25 protein-coding genes and 2 pseudogenes are annotated in these 25,566 nt (G+C 66.0%); 14 read left to right on the top strand and 13 right to left on the bottom strand.

Features of this window, described 5'->3' with window-relative positions:
* The first annotated feature begins 68 nt into the window (after nucleotides 1-68).
* From ABIC25_RS22335 to ABIC25_RS22325, 3 genes are read left to right on the top strand one after another with little or no spacing between them, the layout of a single operon-like run.
* A complete protein-coding gene (locus tag ABIC25_RS22335; RefSeq protein WP_010844647.1) occupies nucleotides 69-2,423 on the top strand; it encodes a heavy metal translocating P-type ATPase in 2,355 nt (784 codons plus the stop codon).
* Nucleotides 2,420-4,621 carry a heavy metal translocating P-type ATPase gene (locus ABIC25_RS22330; protein ID WP_035718243.1) on the top strand — a complete coding sequence of 734 codons (2,202 nt, stop codon included), beginning with the start codon at nucleotides 2,420-2,422 and terminating at the stop codon, nucleotides 4,619-4,621. The genes ABIC25_RS22335 and ABIC25_RS22330 overlap by 4 nt, the downstream gene beginning before the upstream one ends.
* Nucleotides 4,618-4,947, top strand: coding sequence for a metal-sensitive transcriptional regulator (locus tag ABIC25_RS22325; RefSeq protein WP_006357621.1), 330 nt, complete (start codon nucleotides 4,618-4,620; stop codon nucleotides 4,945-4,947). The genes ABIC25_RS22330 and ABIC25_RS22325 overlap by 4 nt, the downstream gene beginning before the upstream one ends.
* Nucleotides 4,948-4,969: 22 nt before the next feature.
* Here ABIC25_RS22325 and ABIC25_RS22320 read toward each other — a convergent pair whose 3' ends face one another.
* The gene (locus ABIC25_RS22320) at nucleotides 4,970-5,905 is read right to left on the bottom strand and encodes a M23 family metallopeptidase (RefSeq protein WP_006357620.1); all 936 of its coding nucleotides are present in this window, start codon (nucleotides 5,903-5,905) and stop codon (nucleotides 4,970-4,972) included.
* Between the two features lie 269 nt (nucleotides 5,906-6,174).
* On the opposite strand from ABIC25_RS22320, the gene ABIC25_RS22315 reads away from it, so the two are divergent.
* Nucleotides 6,175-6,828: a DUF305 domain-containing protein gene (locus ABIC25_RS22315; protein ID WP_035718242.1), complete on the top strand. Its 654-nt coding sequence runs from the start codon at nucleotides 6,175-6,177 to the stop codon at nucleotides 6,826-6,828.
* A gap of 28 nt (nucleotides 6,829-6,856) precedes the next feature.
* Here the strand turns inward: ABIC25_RS22315 and ABIC25_RS22310 are convergent, their stop codons facing one another.
* The gene (locus ABIC25_RS22310; protein WP_006357618.1) at nucleotides 6,857-7,807 is read right to left on the bottom strand and encodes a M56 family metallopeptidase; all 951 of its coding nucleotides are present in this window, start codon (nucleotides 7,805-7,807) and stop codon (nucleotides 6,857-6,859) included.
* Nucleotides 7,808-8,042: 235 nt separating this feature from the next.
* On the opposite strand from ABIC25_RS22310, the gene ABIC25_RS22305 reads away from it, so the two are divergent.
* From ABIC25_RS22305 to ABIC25_RS22290, 4 genes and pseudogenes are all read left to right on the top strand, one after another.
* Nucleotides 8,043-8,360, top strand: a complete 318-nt coding sequence (locus ABIC25_RS22305) for a hypothetical protein (protein WP_010844644.1) — start codon at nucleotides 8,043-8,045, stop codon at nucleotides 8,358-8,360.
* Nucleotides 8,361-8,471: 111 nt separating this feature from the next.
* The gene (locus ABIC25_RS22300) at nucleotides 8,472-9,311 is read left to right on the top strand and encodes a F510_1955 family glycosylhydrolase (protein ID WP_035718240.1); all 840 of its coding nucleotides are present in this window, start codon (nucleotides 8,472-8,474) and stop codon (nucleotides 9,309-9,311) included.
* 301 nt (nucleotides 9,312-9,612) lie between these two features.
* Nucleotides 9,613-9,855 (top strand): annotated as a pseudogene (locus ABIC25_RS22295) (M23 family metallopeptidase); the annotation flags it as partial.
* A gap of 436 nt (nucleotides 9,856-10,291) precedes the next feature.
* Entirely contained in the window at nucleotides 10,292-11,464 is a 1,173-nt protein-coding gene (locus ABIC25_RS22290; RefSeq protein WP_006357614.1) for a L,D-transpeptidase, read from the top strand.
* A 618-nt stretch (nucleotides 11,465-12,082) separates the two neighbouring features.
* On the opposite strand, the pseudogene ABIC25_RS22285 reads toward ABIC25_RS22290, so the two are convergent.
* Nucleotides 12,083-12,327: pseudogene (locus ABIC25_RS22285) on the bottom strand (hypothetical protein).
* Nucleotides 12,328-12,662: 335 nt separating this feature from the next.
* Between ABIC25_RS22285 and ABIC25_RS22280 the strand changes: the two are divergent.
* Nucleotides 12,663-13,871, top strand: a complete 1,209-nt coding sequence (locus ABIC25_RS22280) for an IS110 family RNA-guided transposase (protein WP_005193666.1) — start codon at nucleotides 12,663-12,665, stop codon at nucleotides 13,869-13,871.
* 9 nt (nucleotides 13,872-13,880) lie between these two features.
* Here the strand turns inward: ABIC25_RS22280 and ABIC25_RS22275 are convergent, their stop codons facing one another.
* From ABIC25_RS22275 to ABIC25_RS22260, 4 genes are all read right to left on the bottom strand, one after another.
* Nucleotides 13,881-14,534, bottom strand: a complete 654-nt coding sequence (locus ABIC25_RS22275) for a DsbA family protein (protein WP_006360542.1) — start codon at nucleotides 14,532-14,534, stop codon at nucleotides 13,881-13,883.
* 266 nt (nucleotides 14,535-14,800) lie between these two features.
* The gene (locus tag ABIC25_RS22270) at nucleotides 14,801-15,316 is read right to left on the bottom strand and encodes a signal peptidase II (RefSeq protein ID WP_005193672.1); all 516 of its coding nucleotides are present in this window, start codon (nucleotides 15,314-15,316) and stop codon (nucleotides 14,801-14,803) included.
* Nucleotides 15,313-17,313, bottom strand: a complete 2,001-nt coding sequence (locus ABIC25_RS22265) for a heavy metal translocating P-type ATPase (RefSeq protein ID WP_005193676.1) — start codon at nucleotides 17,311-17,313, stop codon at nucleotides 15,313-15,315. The genes ABIC25_RS22270 and ABIC25_RS22265 overlap by 4 nt, the downstream gene beginning before the upstream one ends.
* A complete protein-coding gene (locus ABIC25_RS22260; RefSeq protein ID WP_101822417.1) occupies nucleotides 17,310-17,711 on the bottom strand; it encodes an ArsR/SmtB family transcription factor in 402 nt (133 codons plus the stop codon). Before ABIC25_RS22260 ends, ABIC25_RS22265 begins: the two co-directional genes overlap by 4 nt.
* Before the next feature lie 92 nt (nucleotides 17,712-17,803).
* Here ABIC25_RS22260 and ABIC25_RS22255 point away from each other — a divergent pair, with 92 nt between their 5' ends.
* On the top strand, nucleotides 17,804-18,400 hold the full coding sequence (locus ABIC25_RS22255) for a class I SAM-dependent methyltransferase (protein ID WP_005193680.1): 597 nt from the start codon (nucleotides 17,804-17,806) through the stop codon (nucleotides 18,398-18,400).
* 569 nt (nucleotides 18,401-18,969) lie between these two features.
* Here the strand turns inward: ABIC25_RS22255 and ABIC25_RS22250 are convergent.
* Nucleotides 18,970-19,332, bottom strand: coding sequence for an Rv2640c family ArsR-like transcriptional regulator (locus tag ABIC25_RS22250; protein WP_005193682.1), 363 nt, complete (start codon nucleotides 19,330-19,332; stop codon nucleotides 18,970-18,972).
* Nucleotides 19,333-19,431: 99 nt separating this feature from the next.
* Between ABIC25_RS22250 and ABIC25_RS22245 the strand changes: the two genes are divergently transcribed.
* Entirely contained in the window at nucleotides 19,432-19,920 is a 489-nt protein-coding gene (locus ABIC25_RS22245; protein ID WP_174351863.1) for an ArsI/CadI family heavy metal resistance metalloenzyme, read from the top strand.
* Between the two features lie 26 nt (nucleotides 19,921-19,946).
* Here the strand turns inward: ABIC25_RS22245 and ABIC25_RS22240 are convergent, their stop codons facing one another.
* From ABIC25_RS22240 to ABIC25_RS22220, 5 genes are read right to left on the bottom strand one after another with little or no spacing between them, the layout of a single operon-like run.
* Nucleotides 19,947-20,357, bottom strand: a complete 411-nt coding sequence (locus tag ABIC25_RS22240; RefSeq protein ID WP_248642660.1) for an arsenate-mycothiol transferase ArsC — start codon at nucleotides 20,355-20,357, stop codon at nucleotides 19,947-19,949.
* On the bottom strand, nucleotides 20,354-20,779 hold the full coding sequence (locus ABIC25_RS22235; protein WP_006360546.1) for an arsenate reductase ArsC: 426 nt from the start codon (nucleotides 20,777-20,779) through the stop codon (nucleotides 20,354-20,356). Before ABIC25_RS22235 ends, ABIC25_RS22240 begins: the two co-directional genes overlap by 4 nt.
* A gap of 41 nt (nucleotides 20,780-20,820) precedes the next feature.
* On the bottom strand, nucleotides 20,821-21,504 hold the full coding sequence (locus ABIC25_RS22230) for an arsenate reductase ArsC (RefSeq protein ID WP_006360545.1): 684 nt from the start codon (nucleotides 21,502-21,504) through the stop codon (nucleotides 20,821-20,823).
* Entirely contained in the window at nucleotides 21,497-22,597 is a 1,101-nt protein-coding gene (gene arsB, locus ABIC25_RS22225) for an ACR3 family arsenite efflux transporter (protein ID WP_005193688.1), read from the bottom strand. Before arsB ends, ABIC25_RS22230 begins: the two co-directional genes overlap by 8 nt.
* Nucleotides 22,594-22,956 carry an ArsR/SmtB family transcription factor gene (locus tag ABIC25_RS22220; protein WP_020173050.1) on the bottom strand — a complete coding sequence of 121 codons (363 nt, stop codon included), beginning with the start codon at nucleotides 22,954-22,956 and terminating at the stop codon, nucleotides 22,594-22,596. The genes arsB and ABIC25_RS22220 overlap by 4 nt, the downstream gene beginning before the upstream one ends.
* 438 nt (nucleotides 22,957-23,394) lie before the next feature.
* Here ABIC25_RS22220 and ABIC25_RS22215 point away from each other — a divergent pair, with 438 nt between their 5' ends.
* The 3 genes from ABIC25_RS22215 (at nucleotide 23,395) to ABIC25_RS22205 (ending at nucleotide 25,544) form a co-directional block, all read left to right on the top strand.
* On the top strand, nucleotides 23,395-24,354 hold the full coding sequence (locus tag ABIC25_RS22215; RefSeq protein ID WP_101822419.1) for a DUF4192 domain-containing protein: 960 nt from the start codon (nucleotides 23,395-23,397) through the stop codon (nucleotides 24,352-24,354).
* 516 nt (nucleotides 24,355-24,870) lie between these two features.
* Nucleotides 24,871-25,056 carry a hypothetical protein gene (locus tag ABIC25_RS22210; RefSeq protein WP_101822422.1) on the top strand — a complete coding sequence of 62 codons (186 nt, stop codon included), beginning with the start codon at nucleotides 24,871-24,873 and terminating at the stop codon, nucleotides 25,054-25,056.
* Nucleotides 25,053-25,544, top strand: coding sequence for a hypothetical protein (locus tag ABIC25_RS22205; protein WP_101822424.1), 492 nt, complete (start codon nucleotides 25,053-25,055; stop codon nucleotides 25,542-25,544). The genes ABIC25_RS22210 and ABIC25_RS22205 overlap by 4 nt, the downstream gene beginning before the upstream one ends.
* Nucleotides 25,545-25,566: the final 22 nt, after the last annotated feature.

Genomic DNA, 25,566 nt, shown 5'->3' with positions numbered 1-25,566 from the left:
CAGCGCCACCCCGGGGCCACTGCACCGAGGCACTGCGCCGAGGCGCTCACCCTTCGAGGAACTTCCCCATGACCACCTCAGCTCCGATCCACCCACCTGCGGCCACCGCCGAGCAGACAGGCACCGTCGATGTCGAACTCGCCGTGTCGGGCATGACGTGTGCCTCGTGCGCGGCACGCATCGAACGCACACTGAACAAACTCGACGGAGTGAGCGCCTCGGTGAACTACGCCACCGAAAAAGCTCACGTCAGCGCACGCGCCGGTGTCGACCCCCACCTGCTGATCGAGACCATCGAACAGGCCGGGTACCGCGCTGCGCTGCCCGCCATTCCCACAGGCGCCGACCCCGACGACGACCCTTCGGACGACGACGGGGAGCTCGTGGCCTTGCGTCACCGACTGATCGGTGCGGTGGTTCTCTCGGTACCGGTGATCGCGCTGGCAATGGTCCCGACGTTGCAGTTCACCTACTGGCAGTGGGCGTCGTTGACGTTGGCCGCGCCGGTGATCGTGTGGGCGGCCTGGCCGTTTCATCGCGCCGCGTTGCTCAACCTGCGCCACGGCGCGGCCACGATGGACACCCTGATCTCGGTCGGCACCACCGCGGCGCTGTTGTGGTCGTTGTATGCGTTGTTCTTCGGCACCGCCGGACAACCAGGCATGACCCACGGATTCACCTTGACGGTCGGCGCCTCTGACGGTGCAGGCAACATCTACCTCGAGGTCGCCGCGGGGGTCACGATGTTCGTCCTGGCCGGCCGATACTTCGAGAAGCGGTCCAAACGGCAAGCCGGTGCGGCGTTGCGGGCCTTGTTGGAGCTGGGCGCCAAAGACGTCACGGTGGTCAGGGACGGCCACCAGCATCGGATACCGATCGGCGAGCTCGCCGTCGACGACGAGTTCATTGTGCGGCCCGGCGAGAAGATCGCCAGCGACGGTGTGGTGGTGTCTGGCACCTCGGCAGTTGACGCCAGCATGGTCACCGGCGAGTCGATGCCAGTCCAGGTTGCCCCCGCCGACACCGTGACCGGCGGGACAGTCAACGCCGGCGGACACCTACGGGTGCGGGCGACCCGCGTGGGGGCAGACACCCAACTCGCGCAAATGGCCGCGATGGTCGAACGCGCCCAGACCGGCAAGGCCCACGCCCAGCGACTGGCCGACCGGATCTCAAGCGTCTTCGTGCCGGTGGTCATCACCGTCGCCATCGCAGTCCTCGGCGCGTGGATCGGCGCCGGCTATCCCCTGCAAGCGGCGTTCACCGCCGCGGTCGCTGTGCTGATCATCGCCTGCCCCTGCGCGCTGGGACTGGCCACCCCGACCGCACTGCTGGTCGGTACCGGCCGCGGAGCCCAACTCGGCATCGTGATCAAAGGCCCCGAAGTCCTCGAATCCACCCGAACCATCGACACCGTTGTCCTAGACAAAACCGGCACGGTCACCACGGGCCAGATGACACTCGTCCAGGTCACCACCTCCCCCACCACCACTCGCGCCGACGTGCTCGCCCTCGCTGGAGCGGTGGAAAACGCCTCCGAGCACCCCGTCGCGGCCGCCATTGCTGCTGGTGCAGCCGCCGAAGTCGGACAGCTCGACGAGGTCGAAGACTTCCGCAGCTTCGAAGGTCGAGGCGTGCGCGGCACGGTCCAGGGACGAGTTGTCACCGTCGGGCGTCCGACGCTGCTGGCCGAACACGACATCGCCGTGGATGACCCCCACCTCAACGAGGCACAGGCCGCCGCTGAGGAAGCCGGACAGACCGCCGTACTCGTCGGCTGGAACGGCCGCGCTCATGCGGTCCTGGCGGTCGCCGATGCGATCAAACCCACCAGCGCACACGCCATCGCCCGGCTCACCGCACTGGGTATGACGCCCATCCTGCTGACCGGCGACAACCAGACCGTCGCCGACACCGTCGCCGCTGAGGTCGGGATCGACACCGTCATCGCCAACGTCTTGCCGGCCAACAAGGCCGCCGTCATCACCGATCTGCAATCCGAAGGCAAGGTTGTGGCCATGATCGGCGACGGCGTCAACGACGCCGCTGCCCTGGCCCACGCCGATCTCGGGCTGGCGATGGGCACCGGCACCGACGCCGCCATGCATGCCGCCGACATCACCCTGGTCCGCGGCGACCTCAACGCTGCCGCCGACGCGATCGCCTTGGCACGCAGCACTCTGAAAACGATCAAAATGAACCTGTTCTGGGCATTCGCCTACAACATCGCCGCGATACCGCTGGCCGCGCTGGGACTGCTCAACCCCATGCTGGCTGGCGCCGCCATGGCGTTGTCCAGCGTGTTCGTCGTCAGCAACAGCCTGCGGTTACGCGCCTTCACCAGCCCGCCCCACTCATCGACCACAACTCCATCCACCACCCCCTCGACGTATACCCCCCAGGGGTATAAGGTGACGGTATGAACGAGCACTCCTCCTCCGAGCACTCTTCCCCTGAGCACGCCGGTCACGACGCCGCCGACGAACGCCACCACGGCCAACTCGCCGCAGCGTCACACAACCACCACGATCACCATGCTGAGCGCGCCCGCGCAGACCATGATCACGCCGAACATGATCACGCTGGGCATGGCGGGCATGCGGGCCATGGTGATCACGTCGGGCAGTTCCGCCGGCTGTTCTGGATCATGGGTGCCCTGGCTGTGCCGGTCGTAGCCTTTTCACCCATGTTCGCGATGCTCATCGGCTACGACCTACCCGATAGTCAAGTGCTGCAGTGGGTCTCACCGGTGCTGGGTACGGTGATGTACTGCTGGGGTGGGCGGCCGTTCCTGGTAGGCGCCTCTGCAGAACTGCGGTCGCGCGCACCGGGAATGATGCTGTTGATCGCCTTGGCGATCACGGTGGCCTTCGTGGCGTCCTGGGGTGCGAGCATCGGTGTGTTGCACCATGAACTGGACTTCTGGTGGGAACTGGCCCTGCTCATCGTGATCATGCTGTTGGGGCATTGGATCGAGATGCGGTCGTTGGCCCAGACAACTTCGGCCCTGGACTCGCTGGCCGCGCTGCTGCCCGATGAGGCCGAACGCGTCGAGGGCGACCACATCACCACCGTTGCTCCCAGTGAGCTGCAGGTCGGAGATGTGGTGATCGTGCGCCCCGGGGCCAGCGTCCCGGCCGACGGTCGCGTCGTGGACGGCTCGGCCGAGCTCGATGAATCCATGGTCACCGGAGAATCGCGCACGGTGCGCCGCGGCATCGGCGATCAGGTGGTGGCCGGCACGGTGGCCACCGACTCGGGGCTGCGGGTCCAGATCACCGCCACCGGCGACGACACGGCGCTGGCCGGGATTCAGCGCCTGGTGGCAGACGCGCAGAACTCCACCTCCCGCGCCCAGCGGTTGGCCGATTCCGCCGCAGCGCTGCTGTTCTGGTTCGCGCTCGGCTCAGCGATCATCACCGCCATCGTGTGGACGGTCATCGGTCAACCCGACCAGGCGGTGATTCGTACCATCACCGTGCTGGTCATCGCGTGCCCTCACGCACTCGGTTTGGCTATCCCTCTGGTGGTGGCCATTGCCACAGAACGCGCCGCCCGCGGCGGCGTGCTGGTCAAAGACCGGTTGGCACTTGAGGCCATGCGCACTGTGGATGCGGTGCTGTTCGACAAGACCGGAACCCTGACCAAGGGTGAGCCCACCGTCATCGAGATCGCGGGCGCCGACGGTGTCGATGAGGACACCGTGCTCACCCTGGCAGCTAGCGCCGAAGCCGACAGCGAGCACCCGCTGGCGCGAGCAATTGTCGCAGCGGCCGGCGACCGCGCCCAGCCGGTTCCCGCGGCCACCGACTTCACCTCGTCACCGGCGGTTGGTGTGACCGCTCGCGTCGAGGGTGCCACGGTGCGGGTGGGCGGGCCCCGCATGCTCGAGGAACAGGGCCATCAGGAACTGGCCATCGCTGATCGCTGGCGCGCCGACGGCGCAATCATCTTGCATGTCACCCGCGACACTGAGCTGATCGGAGCTGTCAAACTCGCTGACGAGGTGCGTGGGGAATCCCGCCAAGCCGTCGAGGCGCTGCACGCCCGCGGGGTCGAGGTCGTGATGATCACCGGCGACGCTGAAGCGGTCGCGCACACCGTCGCTCACGACCTCGGTATCGACCGGGTGTTCGCCGGTGTACGCCCGGAAGACAAAGCCAGCAAGGTGGCTGAGTTGCAGCACGAAGGACGCAAGGTGGCGATGGTGGGCGACGGCGTCAACGACGCCCCGGCCTTGGCCCAAGCCGATGTGGGCATCGCGATCGGGGCCGGTACCGACGTCGCGATCGCCTCGGCCGGGGTCATCCTCGCCAGCGACGACCCCCGCTCGGTGCTGTCGGTCATCGAGCTGTCGGACGCCAGCTACCGAAAAATGAAGCAGAACCTGTGGTGGGCAGCGGGATACAACCTGATCTCGGTACCGCTGGCCGCTGGAATTCTTGCGCCCATCGGGTTCGTCCTGCCGATGTCGGTCGGAGCGATCCTGATGTCAGCCTCGACGGTCGTGGTCGCACTCAACGCGCAACTGCTGCGCCGACTCGACCTGCACCCAGGCGCGAGTACAGTGCGTGCACTGCAGCACAACCGACCGCGATCCACTGAGAAGGTGAGTCCATGACCACTGCCTCCGCCCCGGGAAACTCCTCCGCACCGGAACACTCCTCCCACGGTTACATCAGCGACAAGGGCAAATACCTGGCCCGGCTCAAGCGCATCGAAGGCCAATCCCGAGGTATCCACCGGATGGTCGATGAGGAGCAGTACTGCATCGACATCCTGACCCAGATCTCGGCGCTGACCAAGGCACTGGAGGGGGTGGCGCTGGGCTTGCTCGACGACCACCTCACCCACTGCGTGCTCGATGCCGCCCACTCCGGCGGCGACGAGGCACAGGAGAAGATCGCTGAAGCCTCGGCGGCCATCGCTCGCCTCGTTCGTTCCTGACCCACCACACCGCGCTGGCTCGTCACAGGCGTCGTTCGCCGACCCACTGGGGCACCACCGGCCCCGGCGCGGGGGCGTCGGCATCAGCGGCCATCGCCAGAACCACCCCACGATCGGCCAGCCACTGTGCCGGATCAACGTTGACTCCCGTCGGATCGAGAACCTCGAAATGCAGATGCGGGCCGGTCGACACCCCACGGTTGCCCACCGTGGCGATCGATTGCCCCATCCGTACTCGCGCGCCCTGCTCGAGCAGATTCTCGTCGTTGTGGCCGTAGGTGGTGATCGTGCCGTCATCGTGGCGGATCCGCATCCACAACCCGAACCCCTCAGCGGGTCCGGAGGTGATGACTTCCCCGTCAGCCACAGCGACAATCGGCGCACCCAGATCATTACCGATATCAATGCCCTGATGGCCCCGTCCGTCACCGAAGGTGGACGTGATCTCACCCGCAGTCGGCGCCACCGCGCCGCCACTACCGGGCAGCAGCGGCGTCGGCGTTCCGGGTTCCTGCGGTTGGGGGCCATGCGGCTCGTTCGGATCGTGCGGCACGATCGCGGCGATCAGGGTGGCCACCAGCCGGGCCAGCGGTAACGCGTCGATGATCCGGAACCCGTCTATCGGATCGATGCGCGAAAACGTTCCGAAGCACTGCAGCGCGGCCACACTGCCCGCATCGCCGACACTGCCCGACTGGGCCTGAGCGCCCAGGCAGGACGCCGCCTGCGTGATCGGCTCCCCCAAACTCGCCGCTGCAGCACCACCCAATGCGGCCTTCACCGAGTCCTGCACGATCGCGATCAACTCCCCGGCCACATGTCCATCGGTCGAGGCCGCCGCCGGTGCGGTGGCGATCACAGGCGCAACGCCCACACACACCGCCACCGCCACCCCCAGCGCCTTGGGGCCCCACCGCTGCCCCGCCTTGACCCGTAGCGATGTCAACACCATCTGCATGCGGTCGCACCTTCCCCACGGACGTCGTAGACCCACGCACTAGTGCCATGCGTGTACCCGCGAGATCACACCACAAGTCACTTGTGCCCCACCAGTCACACAACATCCCGCCACGAAGCGAACTAATCGGGCATTAGCGGCGTTGTTTGCGCAGTTCACAGCCCGTTTTCCCGGCACCGGACAGGCGAGTAACTACTATCGGCGTTAGTAGAATCGTTATCGAAGCGCCGCCGGGCGGTGGCGAAGTAGCACCCTTGAGGAGGAGATCGATGAGAGCCACACGAACCGGTGTCGTCGTTGCTGCCGCAGCGGCTGTTCTGACAGTGGTGGCCGCGTGTTCGGACACCTCGACTGAGGATCATTCCTCGATGTCGGGGATGGGTACCAGCGCGGCCAGTACCGAATCCTCAGCGGCGGCCACTGCCGAACACAACAGCGCGGACATCTCGTTCGCCCAGCAGATGATCCCGCACCACACCCAGGCGATCATGATGAGCGACATCCTGTTGGAGAAGGACAACATCAACCCCCAGGTCGTCAGTCTGGCCCAGCAGATCAAAGACGCTCAGCAGCCCGAGATCGAGCAGATGCAGTCGTGGCTGAAGCAATGGGGAGCCCCACTCGAGGGCCAGGGGCACAACATGGACATGGGTACCTCGATGGCACCGGGTACCTCCCCGATGCCGTCGATGATGGGCATGATGTCGCCAGAACAGATGCAGCAGCTACGCGACGCGCAAGGCGCCGAGGCGTCGCGCCTGTTCCTGACCCAGATGATCGAACACCACCGCGGCGCCATCGCCATGGCCAAGACCGAGATTCAAGACGGCCAATCGCCCGAGGCGATCGCGCTGGCACGCCAGATCGTCACTGACCAGGAAAGTGAAATCGCCAGGATGCAGCAGCTTCTCAACAACCCCTAGCGGCCCGACCCGCCCGGGTTTGCCTCGGCTACACACACATCGCGATCACCATCGCCGCGACGACACCGGATGCCGCCAGCGTGGTCGGTACCGCCACCACACCAGCCACCGCCGCGGCGGCACCCACATGATGACGCCGCGACCGGCACCGGTGACCGGAGTCCAAGCGGCTCAGCCGCGGCCCCACGGACGACGAATCGCTGATCGACAACACACCCACCGGGCCCGCCACGGGCCCCGAACGGGCCAACGTTCCCAACGCCGAGCAGACCGCCCGCGCACCCACCAGCTGGGCGGCGCGGGCATCGGCGGCTTGCTCGACCAAGCCGGCGACCTCACGGCCCGCGCGGCTGAACAACGGAATCAGCGGAAACGCACGCCCGAGAGCGCGGGCCGCCAACACCACGGTGTGATGACGTTGCCGCCGGTGCGCGCGCTCATGGGCAACGACGGCATCGAGTTCCTCACCGGACAACGCCGCCTGTAACCCAGTCGTGGCGGCGATCCCGGCATCCTTACCCGGCAGACAAAACGCCATCGGCCGCCCGTCGGCGAGCCACCACACGTCGGGATAGCGCTCACTGCGGGCGCCCACCAACCGCAACGACTGCAGATACTCCTCACGAGCACCACGCATCCGCACCGCCGATCGCACCGCGATCGTCACCGCTCGGACAATCGCTGCCCCGGTCACCACCGCCAGCACGCCACCGGAGATCGCCTCCACCCGCGGGGATGCGCCGTGTGACAACACCCGCAGACACGACACCACCTCGGACAACGAATGGATGCCGAAATGGCCGGGAACCGCCAGCGTCACAACAGCTCCCACCCACAACATCGCAAACACGACCTGCGCGGCCGGCCAGGCCACCAACACCCAACGAGCATCGATACGGCCCTGCACCCGAACCATCCATCGAGGCCACAACCAGCCCAGCACACCCGCGGCAACAACTAACACCACCGCTGCACTCATGGATGCTCACCCATCGTTCGCCTCGATCCTCGACGCCCCGCCGTCAGCTCGCTGAGACCCACACTCAACACACCTTCCCGGCGACCCACCACCTGCACCACCAGCCAGTATGCCCCAGAAGTTCGTCGGTGACGCCGCAACTCAGGCACCGACCGCGCCGCCAATTACTAGGTTTTATAGTAGTTAGTTGACGCGGGTTGACCCGGCCTGCGCGTACCAGTCCGAGGAATGCGCCGTGACCGAGAACCCGAAGGAGACGCACTCGCCCCCCGACGACCACCGTCGTCAGTATCTGCATGCCATGCGAGACGTCTACCGAGCACCCACGCCATACTCGACCCACCAGTTTTTCCACCGCGCCCACCACCTCAGCGTCACCTCGAACCGACGCCGCCACCTCGCCGCACACATCGGTCTCGTCCGCCACCTCGCTGCGATCGGCGACCTCTCCGGGGCACGTCACCACCTCGGCAACGTCCTCATCTCCCTCGTCCTCCAAAAGCATTGCGGCCAAAAGCCTTCACAGCCTTCCACCCCCATCCAGAAGTCGTGACCACGACACCCCCAGAGGGTTAGGGCGGCTCCTACCCGGTCTCGCCACCACCCCGATCACCACACCACCCACGCCCGAACTCAGTCCTACCCACACGAAAGTCCTAGCCGCTTGCCTGCCTCAAACCCGTCCAACCGCACCGCTGCGGTCGTCCTCGCAGTCATCGCCACGCTGATTGTGCTAACCGGCTGCTCCACCCGGGAACAACCCACATCCCCACCACCGTCGGCAACCTCAGCAGAGAGCGCAACACTGACCCCAGAACTCGACCACCTCCACGCCCTGCACATCCGCGCCGACGGCACTATCCTCGCCGGAACTCACACCGGCGTAATCGCCCTCACCGCAGATGGAACCACCAGCCGGGTCGGCGTCTCCGACGACGACTTCATGGGACTGGCCGGGGTAACCGGCTCTGATCGGATCTTCGCCTCCGGCCATCCCGGCCCGCGGAGCTCGGCACCCAACCCGCTGGGACTCGTCGCCAGCGAAGATGGCGGGCAGACATGGACACCGAGATCGGTGGCCGGCGACATCGACTTCCACGCGCTCGCCACCAACGGACAACTACTCGTAGGCTTCGACGGAATCAACGGCCTGCTCGTATCGACCGATGACGGGAGAAGCTGGACCCCCGGCGCGCCCCTGGCCGCAGCAGCACTCGCGATCACCGACCGCGGCGTATGGGCGACTACCCCAGATGGCCTGCAACACAGCACCGACGACGCCCAGACCTTCACAACCGTTCCCGATGCGCCGGCCCTAGCTCTCCTGGCGGCCGCACCCGATGGCACGCTCTGGGGCATCGACACCGCCGACACCGTCTGGCGCAGCCCAGACGGCACACACTGGGAACAACGCAGCACCATCAATAGTGTCAACGCGCTGGTCGCCAGAAACGCCGAAAATGCATACGCCGCAAACGAACAATTGCTCTACACGCTCAGCTAACGGACTCGTGTGGAGCAACGAAGGAAGGAGGCGACTCAGATCCGGACGCGCTTTTGATCACGTCCACTCCACCCACTCCACGAGCAGGATCTGACAGACGGTGGCACCCGGCCGACCTGGGTGGTCACTCTCGACCACCTGACGGCACCCAGAAACGCCACGTCTTCGAAGACGTCACTGTCGTTATCGATGAGACGAGCAGCCCCGACTACCCCACGAACTTGCTGCGCGTGTCACAGCTGCGTGAGCACACCGAACCCGCGACCTCAAAGATCGCCTTGGGCGGGGACGGTTATCGAAGGCCGCCGGCTTCGGGCTGTGGATGCGAGTGCTGCAAGACGACGGCACGATCGGCGTGTATGGGCACATCAGCGAGACACTGGTGAGCGTCTGGCAGCGAGTCCTGGCCGGCGCGCAGATCGCAACGGTAGGAAACCGCGGCTACTCCACCGGCCCACACCTGCACTACAAGGTGTGGCAGCAAGATGGACCCAAACTCGATCCTGCACCGTGGTTGAGAACCCGGGGAGTCTACGTCGTCGGACGACCCGCCTTATCGGCGCGCGGGAGGTATGAGGACGAGTGGTCCCGCAGGTGTCGCGAGAGTTGTCGCACCACGGCCTCGACGTCGGCGAGCGGTGGCGAACACGCATCGGCGGGGACTACCTGTGGGGTGTCGCCACACGGCAATAATGAGGTCGACGTGACCGCTCGGCGGTCGCCCACCACGAAGACGTTTCGAACCTTCTCTCGCGCTGTGCAGCGGGTAGAGGAGCGCACAGCATTCAACTACTATCGTGGATAGTAAACCTAGTCCAGGCGCCGAGTGAGAGGGTTCGCCACAATCGATGGGCCGCGTAAGAAGGACTCGAGCTATCGAAGAGCCACGTGATCTCTTGGCGGCTTACGGTGCGCAGCCGCAGTGCTCGAGCGCTCGTGGATGCCGCGGGTCGGTCCGGGCAGGTATTCCGCGACTGCTGATGCTCGCAGCCCTGACGGCTGTGGTGATGTTATTGACCTCGTGCAGCTCAACCGGAGGCGCCGCCTACAGCAACGAGATTCAGGCCGTTGACAGCTTCGCCGACATCGCACAGCCTTCCATTGCTGTGGCCACCGAAGGTGGCGGTCGACTCGCGCCCAACGCGGTTGTCGAACCTGGGCTTCCTATTGTTGTCACGGCCAGCCGCGGCGCGTTGACAAACGTCCGTATCCCCACAGCCAGCGGCCGTCCCTTGGCGGGCTCACTGAGCGAGGACGGCTCAACGTGGACAAGCACCCAACCCCTGGGATATTCGAAGCGGTATTCCGTTCAAGCCGAGGCCGTGGGCGTGGGCGGTCGATCGGTCGTCTCGCAGCGCTTCACCACGACCTCACCGGAGTCACTGACCAGCGCTGCCATCCTCGGCGAGAAAACCGTCGGGATCGCCCACACAGTCGGGGTGCGGTTCGCCGATCCCATCCCCGACCGAAAGAAGGCACAGGCGGCGATCACCGTGTCGTCTGACCCCCAGATGCGGGGTGCGTTCTATTGGATCAGCGACTCCGAAGTCCGGTGGAGGCCCGAACGCTTCTGGACGCCGGGCACCAAAGTCAGTGTCGCCGTCAACATTTACGGAGTCGACCTCGGCGACGGGCTCTACGGCGACGAGAACTTGTCCTACGACTTCACGATTGGCCGAGCTCAGGAAATCGTTGCCGACGACAACACCAAAACGATAGTCGTCAAACGAGACGGCAAGGTCATCCGCACGATGCCGACCTCGTTCGGCAAAGACAGCACTCCGACGCCCCGCGGTATCTACATGATCGGAGATCGCGTCGAGCACATCATCATGGACTCGTCCACCTACGGAGTGCCTGTCGAGTCCGCAGCGGGATACCGCACACCCGTTCAATGGGCGGTGCAAATGTCCTACAGCGGCATTTACATGCACGGCGCACCGTGGTCGATGTCGGCGCAAGGCAGCAGCAACGTCAGCAACGGTTGCCCAAACCTGAGTCCCACTGACGCGGAATGGCTCGTGAAGAACACCCTGCGCGGTGACCCCGTCACGGTCAAGAACACCAACGCCGACACACTGCCGGGAGTTGATGGACTCGGCGATTGGAACATCCCGTGGCCACAATGGAAGAACGGCAACGCAGACACCTAGGCGCCCCCGCCTGGCTGGAGTTCGTCGACGCTCAGCACGTTCTTCCGACCATGCACGGCCGGGGCGAGTTCACGACGGGCTCACCCGCTCACTGTCTCAGGCGCTTCTCGCGGTGTACAGAACTTCGCTCGAATGCAGCACACCACCACTCGCGACGAGTGCTACTACCGGTCACCCACTGAGCCAGGGGTTAATTCACGAGGGCCGTTGGTCAGTCATGTCGAGACCCTGTGCGGGCGAACCGGTGCCGTGAGGATCAACATCAATAACGAGCAGCGGCGGCATAGCGTCCGTCGGTACTACCTGTGCGAGGCGAGGCTGATCTGGCCGCGTGGGACGACAACCACGCCGCGGGCCGTTCGGGTCTTCTTGGCCGATCCCGGCGTTCGTTTGGCCGGCGGACCGTGCACGGAGTGTCGTCAGAGACGTCAACCCGCACTTCGCCACCTTCGGTGCCAGCTCCCTTGCGGTTACCAACATTCTCGCCGACCCGCACGTCGACACCATCGACGACGACCCTACGGTCGATCCACCGCGCTACCTCTGATGGCCGAGCATTTCGGAGAGGACCCTAAAGACCTTGTTGTTGATGCGGTCGATGACCGGTGCGGCGATGGGCTAACCCCACTTTCCGGCTTCATATCCAGCATCCGCCCAAATGTCCATAATAGGTTCGTTGACAGGATGTGCGCCAGTTGTGGGGTAAATGAGCCATTCTGAAACGAATTAAAGCGACCTTTGCCGTCCGGTGTCACGATCTCATCGGAGTCTGGGTAGGCCAGGTATCCGCACTGAGCTTCGAGGCCACCCGCCGTGGCTTCTACGTCAGTACTGATCGACTCGGCATCCGCCGCCGCACCCACCACGAGGGCGTGAGCGCCACGAGATGCGCCCACTTTCAAAGACGACGTTGTGCTGCCGCGACACCGAGCCCTACCGCGGCCCGCGTCGCTCCCGCACAATCACCTTTACGTTGGAGTACGTCCGGGGCGGTCGCCTCGGACGCTCGTCCGCGGTTCGGGGCGTGGCTCGACAATCACCTGTGTGCCCTCGGTGGCTCGGCGTGGAAGGCCACCCCGGACCGTGACGGGTCGTTTCGGCCGCTGATTGAGAAGTGTTCGCGAACTTGTCGCTGTGTAAAGGTGCGCCGGCGAAACAACCCCTGACGAGGTCAACAGGTTCGAGCAGAGAGGTTCATGTGGTCGAAACAATCTGGGTAGGAATCGATGTCGGCCGTCACGCACACCACGCCGCCGCTGTGGACGACGCGGGGACGGTGCTGTGGTCACGTCGGGTACCGAACGATCAGGCGGCCATCGAAGCGATTGTGGACCAGGCGTGCCGTGTCGAATCGGTGGTGTGGGCGATCGACATGACCGCGCCGGAATCGGCCCTCCTCCGAGGGGTGTTGTCCCGCCGCGGCCAACACATTCGCTATGTACCTGGTCGCGTTGTGCACAGCATGACCGGCGCTTTCGCCGGCGAAGGCAAAACCGACGCCCGCGACGCGGTGGTGATCGCCCAGACCGCGCGCCTGCGTGGTGATCTCGCGACGGTCGCGGTCCCTGATGACGTCGCGATCGAACTCGACCTGTTGACCGGGCATCGCCGCGACTTGGTCACCGAACGCACACGAGGCATCAATCGACTGCGCGGCCTGCTGACCCGCATCTTCCCCGGTCTCGAACGGTGCTTCGACTACTCGACGTTGACTGGTTTGGCGTTCGTCACCCGCTTCACCACACCGTCGGCGATTGATGGGGTCTCCGACGAGGAGATTTACGACCACCTACGCGGTCAAGGAGTCCGCCGGCCGACCATCCCGAAGATGATCAGCAAGGCGCGTGCCGCCGCGGCCGCGCAGACCGTCGCTCTGCCTGGTGAGGCGACCACGGCATTGCTGGTGCAGCAGGCGGCTACCTCGCTGATGGCGCTCACTCGCCAGATCACCTACCTGGATAAACAGATCGCCGAGGTGTTCCGCCGAGACCGCCACGCCCGGATTCTTGAATCCGTACCCGGTATCGGCACCCGAAGTGGTGCCGAACTCATCGCGTTCACTGGTGGCGACCTCACGTCGTTCGGCTCGGCTGCCAAACTGGCTGCCTACGCCGGTCTTGCTCCCGTCCCGCATGATTCAGGTAACCGGCGGGGCACATTGCGTAGACCGCAGCGCTACCACCGGGGTCTGCGGAAGGTGTTCTACATGGCCGCACTCAACAGCTCGCAACGCGACGGACCATCACGGGAGTTCTACCAGCGCAAACGACGCGAGAACCGCTCTCACGTGCATGCGCTCATCTCGCTGGCCAGACGGTTGATTGATGTTGTGTGGGCACTCATCCGTGATGGCCGAGAATGGACTCCGAGGGGCGCCGGCCCGCCCATCGCGGAGGCTGCCGCCTAGCCCCTGAGATCATTCAGACGCCGCTGCACGCACCGCCGCGGTGAGGTCGTCGATCGTGTTCGGTTGTAGCCGATTCTCGTCGAGGAAGAATGTGGGGGTGCCTTGGACCCCGAGAGCCAGACCGTCAGCGACGTCGGCGCGGATCCGTTCGAGCGTGGCCGGGCTGTTGTAGACCGTGTCGAAGGCCGCCATATCGAGATCGAGGTCGACGGCGAAGCTACGGAACAGGTCGTCAGCGGGGACTTGCTGTTCGCCCCAATGGGTTTGGGTGGTGAACATGCGCTGGTACATCTGCTCGAACCGCCCCTGCTGGGCGGCGGCTTCGACCGCGCGAGCAGCACGTTCGGCGTTGAAGTGTCCGGGCATCGGAAAGTAGCGGACGACGAACGTAACGCGGTCGCCGTAGGTTCGCCGCAGATCCTCGATGACCGGGTAGATGGCTCCGCAGGCTTCGCACTCGAAGTCCAGGAACTCGACGAATTGCGCCCGGCTCTGCGCAGGCGACGTCAGCCGATGACTGTCGGGCCGGGCCACCAGATCAGACACCGCGGCGGTATCGGACGGGGCGGGTGTGGAAGTGTCCTGATCGACGAGGACGGCGACTCCGATACCGACGATAATGGTTACGAAGAACGCCCACGCGAACTTGGTTGGTCTGGTCATACGTTCAACGTAGAGGCGATGTCGGCGGGAATGAGGATCGGTCTCATCAGGCCGGGGGTTGCCTTCGGGGTAGCGCCCGGAATGTATGAACCTGATGTCTGTTCTCAGTCTTCATGGGTGCGCGCTACAAGCGGATCAGATTCTGTATCCGGCAGCGAGGAGTCTCTGGCGTTTCCTCTGGGAGCGGACCATCGAGACTCCGGGCAGACGGTGAGCCGGGCAGTGACCAGCGCGGCCAGCCGGGCCCTGCGCCGGATCGGGGGGGGTCAGCGCTCGGGTGAATGCTGCGCTCGTTCGTCGGGACTCCTGAATGCGGTGAGGGTGATCAAGATGGCAGCGCCGCCGACGATGAATGTGTCAGCGAGGTTGAACGTTGGCCACCAACCGGTGTGGAGATAGTCAGTGACCACTCCGTCGGGGAACCGATCGATGAGATTGGCGCTTGCCCCGCCGAGGATCGCTGCTAACCCCAGCCGCCCGAGGTGCCCGGTGCCTGGCGCCATCCGCCAGGAGGTGACCGCGACGATGAAGGTGATGATTCCGGTGACTGTGGGCAGCACCCATGCCGGGGCATCGGCGGCGATCGAAAACGCCGCGCCCGGATTGAATGCCAGCCGCAGCTGCACCGGCCCCGTTCCGATGACTGCGCCGTCCGCGAGCGCGCTTGTGGCCCATGCCTTGACGGCCAGATCGGTGGCCGCGAGTCCGACAGCGACGGCCAGCAGCCCGCACCGCCGTGTGAGGCGTACGCGGCGGTGCGCCACCGGAACCGCGGTGATCACTGCCCGACCGTCACTACGGACGGAGTCCGCTGGCCAGTTCCGGTCCTCGCCCGGGCTAGCGCTTTGACCCGGCCGGCGCGGACTCCGTTGGCGATGACGACGATCTCGGCGAGTTCGTGGACGGCGACGACGGCGGCGAGGCCGAGTATCCCGAACAGCGCGAGAGGGATGAGGATCGCGATCAGGGCGAGGGACAGGCCGACGTTCTGCAGCATGATCTTCCGGGCGCGGCGGGCGTGATCGAGTGCCTGCGGGAGGGTGCGGAGGTCTTCGCCCATGAGGGCGACGTCGGCGGTTTCGATCGCTACGTCCGATCCCATTGCGCCCATGGCGATGCCGAGGTCGGCGGTGGCCAGGGCGGGAGCGTCGTTGATGCCGTCGCCGACCATCGCGGTGAACGAGTTCGTTCGGAGGTCGCCGATGATGCGGGCCTTGTCTTCGGGGCGGAGGTCGGCGTGTACGTCGTCGATGCCGGCGATCTTCGCCAGCGCGTTGGCGGTGGCGGTGTTGTCGCCGGTGAGCATCGCGACCGTGGCGCCGATGCGGTGCAGGTGCTCGATTACCGCGCCGGCTTCGGGGCGAAGCTCGTCACGGACGGCGACCGCGCCGATGACCTGACCGTCGTGTTCGATCAGGACGGCGGTGGCGCCGTCGGCCTGCATGGCCGCGACCCGCTCATCGAGCGGGCCGGGCTCGATCCAGTCGGGACGGCCCAGCCGCGCGGGCCGTCCGTCGACGAGGCCGGTCAGGCCGGCCCCGGGAACAGCCTGCACATCGCGCGCGGCGGTGGTCTCGCCGTGGGCGGCGAGGATCGCGCGGGCGAGCGGGTGTTCGCTGTGCGCTTCCAGCGCCGCGGCGACGGCGAGCACCCGCTCCTGGCCCGGAGTGCGGTCGCCCAGGCTGCTCCCGGTGCTAGGAGCAGCGGTGTCGGTGGGGGTGGTGGCGATGTCGACGACGGTGGGCCGGTTCGCGGTCAGAGTGCCGGTCTTGTCGAGGGCGACGGTGCGGACCCGGCCGAGGGCTTCGAGGGCGGCACCTCCTTTGACCAGGACGCCGATCTTGCTGGCGGCGCCGATCGCCGCGACCACGGTCACCGGCACAGAGATCGCCAGCGCACACGGCGACGCGGCGACGAGCACGACCAGGGCCCGTTCGATCCACGTGGCCGGGTCACCGAGCAGGGAGCCGAGGATCGCAATGGCGGCGGCGAAGATCATGATCGCCGGTACCAGGGGCTTGGCGATCCGGTCGGCGAGGCGTTGCGCGTCGCCCTTGCGGGACTGTTCGGCCTCGACGATCTGCACGATCTTGGCCAGCGAGTTGTTCTCCGCCGTGCTGGTGACATGCACGCTCAGGGCGCCGGTGCTGTTGATCGACCCGGCGTAGACCTGCGTGCCGGGTCCGGCTTCGACAGGCACGGATTCGCCGGTGATCGCCGAAACATCCAGTGCGGTGCGGCCTTCGGTGATGGTGCCGTCGGTGGCGATCCGCTCGCCGGGTTTGACCAACATCTGGTCCCCGACGGCCAATTCCGCCGGGGAGACGGTGACCGGGGTGCCGTCGCGGAGCACGGTCGCGGAGTCCGGGACCAGATTTAGTAGCGCCCGCAGCCCGCGGCGGGTGCGGGCGACGGCGTACTCCTCAAGGCCTTCGCTGATGGAGAACAGCACAGCGAGCATCGCGGCTTCGCCGACCTCGCCGAGGATCACCGCGCCGACCGCAGCAATCGTCATCAGGGTGCCGACGCCAATTTTGCCCTTCGCCAACCGGCTCAGGGTCGAGGGGACGAATGTCCACGCCCCGATCAGCAGCGCCACCCACTCCAGGGCGAGCGCGACCGGTTCGGGGCCGCCGGACCAGCTGGTGATGTACGCGGCGAGCAGGAACACCGCGGCCGCGGCGGCAGCCTGCAGCTCCCGCACCTGCCACCAGTGCTCCGGAGCCTGCTCGTCCTCACTGGCCGGTTCGTCGTGCCCGCATCCGCATGCGTCGCTCATCGCCGCACCCCCGCCTTCGTGTCGCCCGTTGTGCAGCAGGAGGTGGTGGCTTCGGTGCCGTAGTTCGGGCACAACACAACCGCGTTTCCGGTCGCTGCCAGGAGGGTTTCGGCGGCGGCGAGCACGTCCATCAGCTCCGGTCGGGCCAGGCTGTAGAACACCTGCCGCCCCTGCGGGCGGCCTTCGACGAGCCCACAGTCCCGTAAGCACGCCACGTGCGCGGAGACCGTCGATTGCGCCAACCCCAGCTCCGCCATCAGATCCGCCACCCGGGCCTCGCCACCGTGCGCGAGGCGGGTTGCGATTGCCAGACGGGTCCCATCGGAGAGGCTGTGGAACAACGCCACCGCGGGATCGAGGTCCGCCCTAGTCGCCACCGAGCACTCATTCATCGTCATATGACGATGATAGCGGCATTGTGTGCTGTAATCGAATCATCACGAAGAAGTGGCAGCAGGCGCGGCCGGGCGAGATGGTGGGAGCTGTTGGTATGCCGTCGATGTCGACGATCGAGTCTCTGTTCTGCCGCAGCGCACCGTGGCAGGCGGCCACCGGCAGGTGGGTACTCCCGTGGGCGCTGCAAGGCATCCATCCCCGAGGCCGGGTCCTTGAAATCGGTGGCGGCGCCGGCGCGATGACCGAACAGATCCTCACCACCAACCCCGACGAACTCGTGGATGTGACCGTCACCGACTTCGACCCGGTCATGGTCGCCGCCGCCAGCGATCGGCTGCAGGGTTTCGGGGCCCGCGCTCACGCCCAGGTCGCCGACGCCACAGCCCTGCCGTTCGAGGACGGAAGCTTCGACACCGTCGTCTCGTTCATCATGTTGCACCACGTCATCGACTGGGAACGCGCACTCGCCGAGGCCGCCCGAGTGCTCGCGCCCGGCGGAATGCTGGTCGGCTACGACCTGCTCGGCAGCGCACCGGCGCGGCTGCTGCACAACCTCGAAGGGGCACCGCACCGGTTCATCCCCCGTGGCGAACTCCGCCTGCGCCTGACGTCTTTGCCTCTGACCGACATCACGGTCCGCGAGAACCCTGCGCTCGCCCGGTTCCGTGCCCGCCGTGCCGGTGACCGATGACCACGCCACCACTGCACGGGCATCACCATGGCCCTCCCTCGGACGAGCTCGCCGAGCTCGAGCAGCGTGACGTCGCGGTGGCGTTCGTCGACCTCGCCGGATACAGCGTGTTCACCGAGTTCTGCGGCGACCAGGAAGCCGCAGAACTGGCCATACGGTTGGCCTCTCAGACCTGGCAGGCAGGCTCTACGACCGGGCACGCGGCTGGTCAAGGCCATCGGCGATGCGGTGATGCTCACCGCCGACGCCCCCCAAGTGATCCTCGCCACGATCACCGCCCCCGCGGCCGCGGCCGCCGGTCAAGACGGATTCATCGCCCTACGCGCCGGGATCGATCCACTACGGCAGCGCAGTCGTCCGCGACGGAGACCTGTTCGGGCACGCGGTCAGCGTCGCCGCCCGCATCACCGCCCTCGCTGGCGCCGGCCACGCCGTGATCACCGATCCGATCTGCCCGCCACCAGCCGAGCTGGATTGCTCGCCATGCTCGCTGACCTGCTGAAAGACACCGGAGTTGGCCTGCCAAAAGGACACCCGGATAAGGCTCGCTCAGTTCGTGCCGTCGCCGTTCAACAGCAACCCGTCGTAGCGCTGAGAACGTTGCGTAGTGCTTCCAACGAGTCCGGTTGCGCTCGGTAGTAGACGTTCATGCCGCGGCGCTCGGGGGTGACCATGCCGGCTTTGCGGAGCTGCCCCAGGTGGTGACTGGTGGTGGCTTCGGTGAGGCCGACCGCGGTCGCGAGGTCGCAGGTGCAGGTCCCGTCACCGGTGTCGGTAAGCAGGATTGAGACGAGCTTGATCCGAACGGGATCGGCAAGCGCCTTGAGCCGCAACGCGATCTGCAGCGCGGTGTCGTCATCGAGCGGTGCCGCCGATACCGGTGCGCAGCAGATCGGGGCGCTGATGTCGACCATCGGCAAGGGCTTCGGCATGACCAGATCGTACGCCCCTACTTGACATATGTCGAAAAGGTGGGCACGCTGCAGAGTGACCGCAGTTCGATATATGTCTCACAGGTGAAGGTGATGGTCATGTCCCGTATGCAGTTGGCGCTCAACGTCGATGATCTCGATACCGCGATCGAGTTCTACTCCAAGCTGTTCAACACCACCCCGGCCAAACGCAAGCCGGGATACGCCAATTTCGCGGTCGTCGAGCCGCCGCTGAAACTGGTGCTGCTAGAGAACCCCGGCCAGGGCGGCACGATCAACCACCTCGGCGTCGAGGTCGAATCGAGCGAGAAGGTGCACGCCGAGATCGCCAGGCTGTCCGGGGAGGGCCTGTTCACGCAGGAGGAGATCAACTCCACCTGTTGTTTCGCAACCCAGGACAAGGTCTGGGTGACCGGCCCGGCGAACGAGAAGTGGGAGGTCTACACCGTGCTCGCCGACTCCGACACCTTCGGCACCAGCCCGAAACTGTTGGAACAGAACGCCGCCGCCGACGACGCCGAGCAGGGTTCGGTGTGCTGCGGTGGCAGCGCCGCCGAACCGGCCGAAGCGCGCACGGCCTGCTGCTGAGCCCGACGTTCAGCCCGCGCTCCCGCCTACCGCGCGATGCGGTCGGCGAGGGCGCGGATCCGCGCGGTGATGTCGTCGCGGGTCAACCGCATCCGTTCGATGCCGTCGATGCCCCGTTCGGAGGGTTCGTCGGTGTTCCACACCTCGAGGGCGACGCCGTCGGGTGGGGTGACGTCGGCGGTGCCGACCACCACGACGAGATCTGCAGTTTGCATCAGTTCGTCGGTGAGTTGGCGCGGCTGATGTCCGTCCACGGTGGCGCCGACTTCGGCGAGCACCTGGGCGGACAGGTCGTTGACCTGGCCGCCGATCTTCGCGCTGGTGCCGGCCGAGGATGGGGTGATCCGGGCGGTGACTGTCGGTGTGAGATGTTCGGCCATCACCGATTTGCCGCGATTGGACACGCACACGAACAGCACCTGCGGTGTCGTGCTCACCGGCCGACCTGCTGGTCGGCGGGTACGAGTTCGTCGAGGAGGTCCTCGACGAGTCCGCGGATCTGATCGCGGATCGGGCGGACCGCGTCAATGCCTTGGCCGGCTGGGTCGTCGAGGGCCCAGTCGCGGTACCTGACGCCGGGGAATACTGGACATGCATCGCCACAGCCCATGGTGATCACCACGTCGGAGGATTCGACCGTGTCGGGGGTGAGGATCTTCGGTGACTGCGCGGAGATGTCGATACCGACTTCGGCCATCGCCGCGACAGCGGCGGGATTGATTGAGTCGGCGGGAGCAGATCCGGCGGAGCGGACCTCGACACTGCCCTGGCTCAGAGCGGTGAGGAACCCCGCGGCCATCTGTGAGCGGCCAGCATTGTGGACGCACACGAACAGCACGCTAGGTCGAGAGGAAGACATGAAACACAGGCCCTTTCAGCTGTGGAGGAAAGCTCGGAAAGTCACACACGGTCGGCCGTGAGCTCGGCAAGGAGCTCGCGAACCCGGGCATCAAGGTCATCGCGGATGGCGCGAACCTCGCCTAGTGGACGGCCTTCAGGATCGGAGACCGTCCAGTCGAGATACCGCTTACCGGGATAGATCGGACACGCGTCGCCGCAACCCATCGCTACGACCACGTCGGCGGCGGCGACCACATCGTCGGTTAGCGGTTTGGGGTACTGCGTACCCAAGTCGACGCCGATCTCGCTCATTGCTTCGACGACGGTCGGGTTGATCGAGTGCGCGGGTGTTGACCCGGCTGAGCGCACGTGTACCCGCCCAGCGGCGTGATGGGTCAACAATCCTGCGGCCATCTGCGAGCGGCCGGCGTTCTGCACGCAGATGAAGAGAACCTCGGGCACATCCTTGGGCACCGCGCCCTCAGCCTGGGCGAGGGCGCGTAACCGATCAGCCGCGAACCGGCCCGCCAAGGTCGTCAGATGCGTATGCACCCGGGAGGTACGCCGTAACACGGTGTAGGACTCGAAGACACAGCGTTCTACCGTCTGGCGAGACACCACCCCTTCGTACTTGGCGGCCAAGTCGGCGGCGGTACGGGCCAACACGGTATGAGGCATCAACAGTTCGGGCTGCTCGCGGTGTTCACCGCGACGTAGGTGTTCGTCCAACGCATTCTCAGACATCGCGAGCAGGCTCCTTCGACACATCTAGGCTAGAAGCAGTGGGAGTTGTGAAGCGTTTCCGCAATGCCAGGGACACATAGACGAGGGCGACGAGAACCGGGACCTCGATCAGTGGCCCGATGACCCCGGCGAGAGCCTGGCCGGAGGTCGCACCATAGGTCGCGATCGCGACGGCGATGGCGAGTTCGAAGTTGTTGCCGGCGGCGGTGAACGCCAGCGTGGTGGTCCGTGCGTAACCCAGCCCCATCGCGGCGCCGAGGACGAATCCGCCACCCCACATCACCGCGAAGTAGATCAGCAGCGGCAGCGCGATCCGCACGACGTCCCACGGGTGAGAGGTGATCTGCTCCCCCTGCAAGGCGAACAGGATGACGATGGTGAACAGCAGACCGTAGAGGGCCCACGGCCCCAATCGCGGGAGGAACGAGGATTCGTACCATTCGCGGCCTCTGGCCCGTTCGCCGATGCGGCGGGTGAGATAGCCGGCGATCAACGGGATTCCGAGGAAGATCAGCACCGACTTCGCGATCTGCCACGGCGAGGTGTCGATGGTCGTCTGTTCCAGGCCGAGCCATCCGGGTAGCACCGAAAGGTAGAACCAGCCCAGCACGGCGAACATGATCACCTGGAACACCGAGTTCAGTGCGACGAGGACGGCAGCCGCCTCGCGGTCGCCGCACGCCAGGTCGTTCCAGATGATGACCATCGCGATACAGCGCGCCAGACCGACGATGATCAGTCCGGTCCGGTATTCCGGTAGGTCCGGGAGCAGAAGCCAGGCCAGCGCGAACATCAACGCGGGTCCGACGATCCAGTTCAGCAGGAGCGATCCCAGGAGCAGGCGACGATCGCCAGTGACCGAGTCGAGTCGGTCGTAGCGCACCTTGGCCAGCACCGGATACATCATGATCAGCAGTCCGAGAGCGATTGGCAGCGAGATGCCGTCGATCTCCACGGCCGCCAGGGCGTCACCCAGGCCGGGAACGGTGCGGCCCAGCATCAGGCCCGCGACCATTGCTGCGCCGATCCACACCGGCAGGAACCGGTCGAGCATCGACAACTTCGCCGCGACCGCGGTGTCGGTGGTGGTCACTGGTCGGCCTCGCACGAACGAGTTTCCCCCACAACCATGGCGAGATCGCCCAGCAGGACCGACAGTTGTTGCAGTGCTTCGGTGTTCACACGGTAGTACACCCAGGTCGCGCGGCGTTCGCTCGTCACCAGACCCGCCTGACGCAGCACCTTGAGATGATGCGAGATCGTCGGCTGCGACAGCTCGAACGGCCCGGAGATGTCGCACACGCACGCCTCACCTCCCGGATGCGCGGCGACCTCCGACAGCAACCGCAGCCGAACCGGATCCGCGAGCGCCTTCAGCAGCGGGGTAACCGCTCCGGTCTCGTCACCACTCAGGCCGCGGCCTGGCAAGAGAAGCAAGTTCTTATTCGACACCCGTCAATATTGACATACATCGATTCAACGGGACAAGGCCCTCCGATACCCGGGAGCGCACTTGCGTTCCCGCATTGAGATCCCCGACTGCCACGTGCGTCCGGTGTGGTCCCGTCGAGCTGGCCGTCAACGGTCGGTCTCGTGTGAGGTGCCGGCATCCGCCGTCATCGACTGCCAGCTGCGCTGTCACCTGATCGGAGCGGCTACGCCGCACGGTATTTCGCAGGTCTGCTTTGCTGACCCCTTCCATTCTCCCGCCTCTGGTCGCGCGCAGCAAGGGTCGCGAAAAACTAATCCGCCCTACGGGTTTCAGGGCTGCGCCCCGGATGACTTTTTCGCTGTGAACACCCTTGCCACGCACTCCCGCCGGCAAGAGATGGCAGGTGTCAAGCAAAGCACCGGCCCGCCAGGGCCGACACAGGAGGGACACCCACACCCATGCAGCGCATCCTCACCACCGCCGACGTCATCGCCGCAATCCCCGGCCTGCTCGGATTCGTGCCCGCCGACTCCCTCGTAGTCATCGGTATCTCCGATCACGAGCGCGGCCTCAAGATCGGCATCACCGGACGCCACGACATCGCCGCCGCAGACGCCAACTTCGCCAACTACTTCGCCAACATCCTCAACACCCACAACACCCCACGCGCCGCAGTCATCGCGATCACCCCAGACGACGAGACCGGCGGCGCCGCCGTCCGCCTCATGAGCGATGCACTCACCAGCTACGGCATCGAAACCGACCACCGTGCCGTAGTCACCCGGTGTGACCAGCCCGCACCCTACCGTGACCTCATCACCGGAGACACCGGCATCAGCGGCGACTACCGCGACAGCTTCGCCTCAACCCGTCGCGTCATGGACGGACAGCCCATCCAAGAGCAGCGATCCGACCTGCGGGCCAGCATCGCCGCCACCACCGAACCCGCCCTCGACACCACAGGTGTCGAGCTACAGCCCGACGTCGCCGCCAAGGCTGTCGTATCGGCAATGGTGAATTGGCCCACCGAGATCCCGCGCGAGCTGTCCGCCCAGGTCGCCGCGATGATCGGCCGCCACTTGGTCTACCGAGACGCCTTCGTGCGCACCGCCGCCTACGATCCGGCCGCCGCCGCCGCCGTGTTCACCGAACTCGCCCGACCCCTGCGCGACACTGACCGTGCGAACGTGCTCACCCTCGCCGCCGCCTGCTACTACTTCGCCGGGAACGGATCGGTGGTCAACGTGATCCTCGACCACATCGCCGAGGACACCGAGCTCCCCAGCTTCGCCCGCCTACTCGACCAGTCAATCCGGGCAGGCATCTCCCCCGACGAGCTCCGCACCATCATCCCGACCGCCGAACTCGCCGACGAACTGTTCCGCGGCCACTTCCCCACCCCCGAGGACTTCGCCTAAGCCTGGCAGGGCAGGAGGCTCAGGTCAGAAGATCTGAGCCTCCACACCCTCGGGCATGGCCTCCCGCCACCACAGATCAACCCGCGGAGCCGCAGCGCGAGAACGACCATCAACCACCGCCCGCACCTCAGACGCCAACGGCACCCACAGATCAGCCAAAGCACGCTCAACCGAAGAAGACATACCTCACGGTAACGGCCAGGCCAGCGGATCGGCTACGCCGAACAGACCTGTTGGCCGAGCTGGCGCCCGGCGACCCCAAAGGACCGGCCCACGGGCCGGACTCGAATCCTGTGCGGCTGCCGCCGCACAGGCAGGGGTTTGTTTGTTGCCCCCTTCCAGTCTCGTACCTCTGGTCGGCCCGGCGACAAGGGCCGCGAAAAACTAATCCGCCCTACGGGTTTGCAGGGCTGCGCCCCGGATGACTTTTTCGCTGTGAACACCCTTGCACCGACCTCCCGCCGGCGACGAGATGGCAGGTGTCAAACAAACCACCCGGCCGCGGGAGGAACCCCGATGGCACGTCAGACCCGCAACGGCACCCAGCGCGACGTGTTTAGCCGCGCCAGCCGCAGCCACCAGAGCCCGCACACCATCCGCGCCGCCAAGCGCCAGGCCAACCGCCAGGACCGCGCCGCCAGCCGGGGCGCGAAGCCCGCGACCACTGACCTCCCCCACCCACGAAAGGGCAACCCGACATGACCGCAACACTCACAGCGCCGAACATCTACACCCCCGCCGCCGTGCCCGCCGACTACGCCGCCACCCGAGCCGGCTTTCTCTGGACCGCTGCGAACCTCGCAGCAGACACCCGCCGCCGCGCGGGCCACCGGATGCTCCTGGACGTCGACCTGCTCACCTGGACACTCGACACCCTCATCGAGCACCACCCCCGCCGCGAACGCACCCTCATCAAGACCCACCACGCCGCCGGCGCGGCCGCCCGCCGAGCAGCAGCAGCCAGCAATCCCCTACTCACCCCTGAACGCCACGGTTCCCCTGGAGCATGGATGAGCTGGCAGCAAGCCGTCATCGCCCACGAACGCGACCACCACCATCACCCCGGCCCCAAACTCTGGGAGATCTTCGCCGCCGCAGCCGAACTCGCCTGCCAACCCGGTGACGCCGCCGAAGGACTAACCCCAGGACGCTGGACCGACATCGAACGCCACCGCCCCCACCGCGCCTAAACTCACTCGCCGAAACGGCGTT

The sequence above is a fragment of the Gordonia sp. PvP123 genome (genome assembly GCF_040547295.1).
GTDB classification, from domain to species: Bacteria; Actinomycetota; Actinomycetes; order Mycobacteriales; family Mycobacteriaceae; genus Gordonia; species Gordonia terrae.
The sequence above is the reverse complement of the archived record's forward strand: the minus strand, read 5'-3'. Positions and strand labels throughout refer to the sequence as shown.

Bases quoted from the DNA above. Each gene is read 5' to 3' on its own strand.
- ABIC25_RS22335 (WP_010844647.1), top strand. From the start codon at position 69: ATGACCACCTCAGCTCCGATCCACCCACCTGCGGCCACCGCCGAGCAG.
- ABIC25_RS22330 (WP_035718243.1), top strand. From the start codon at position 2,420: ATGAACGAGCACTCCTCCTCCGAGCACTCTTCCCCTGAGCACGCCGGT.
- ABIC25_RS22325 (WP_006357621.1), top strand. From the start codon at position 4,618: ATGACCACTGCCTCCGCCCCGGGAAACTCCTCCGCACCGGAACACTCC.
- ABIC25_RS22320 (WP_006357620.1), bottom strand. From the start codon at position 5,905: ATGCAGATGGTGTTGACATCGCTACGGGTCAAGGCGGGGCAGCGGTGG.
- ABIC25_RS22315 (WP_035718242.1), top strand. From the start codon at position 6,175: ATGAGAGCCACACGAACCGGTGTCGTCGTTGCTGCCGCAGCGGCTGTT.
- ABIC25_RS22310 (WP_006357618.1), bottom strand. From the start codon at position 7,807: ATGAGTGCAGCGGTGGTGTTAGTTGTTGCCGCGGGTGTGCTGGGCTGG.
- ABIC25_RS22290 (WP_006357614.1), top strand. From the start codon at position 10,292: ATGCTCGCAGCCCTGACGGCTGTGGTGATGTTATTGACCTCGTGCAGC.
- ABIC25_RS22275 (WP_006360542.1), bottom strand. From the start codon at position 14,534: ATGACCAGACCAACCAAGTTCGCGTGGGCGTTCTTCGTAACCATTATC.
- ABIC25_RS22265 (WP_005193676.1), bottom strand. From the start codon at position 17,313: ATGAGCGACGCATGCGGATGCGGGCACGACGAACCGGCCAGTGAGGAC.
- ABIC25_RS22260 (WP_101822417.1), bottom strand. From the start codon at position 17,711: ATGACGATGAATGAGTGCTCGGTGGCGACTAGGGCGGACCTCGATCCC.
- ABIC25_RS22255 (WP_005193680.1), top strand. From the start codon at position 17,804: ATGCCGTCGATGTCGACGATCGAGTCTCTGTTCTGCCGCAGCGCACCG.
- ABIC25_RS22250 (WP_005193682.1), bottom strand. From the start codon at position 19,332: ATGCCGAAGCCCTTGCCGATGGTCGACATCAGCGCCCCGATCTGCTGC.
- ABIC25_RS22245 (WP_174351863.1), top strand. From the start codon at position 19,432: ATGTCCCGTATGCAGTTGGCGCTCAACGTCGATGATCTCGATACCGCG.
- ABIC25_RS22235 (WP_006360546.1), bottom strand. From the start codon at position 20,779: ATGTCTTCCTCTCGACCTAGCGTGCTGTTCGTGTGCGTCCACAATGCT.
- ABIC25_RS22230 (WP_006360545.1), bottom strand. From the start codon at position 21,504: ATGTCTGAGAATGCGTTGGACGAACACCTACGTCGCGGTGAACACCGC.
- ABIC25_RS22215 (WP_101822419.1), top strand. From the start codon at position 23,395: ATGCAGCGCATCCTCACCACCGCCGACGTCATCGCCGCAATCCCCGGC.
- ABIC25_RS22210 (WP_101822422.1), top strand. From the start codon at position 24,871: ATGGCACGTCAGACCCGCAACGGCACCCAGCGCGACGTGTTTAGCCGC.
- ABIC25_RS22205 (WP_101822424.1), top strand. From the start codon at position 25,053: ATGACCGCAACACTCACAGCGCCGAACATCTACACCCCCGCCGCCGTG.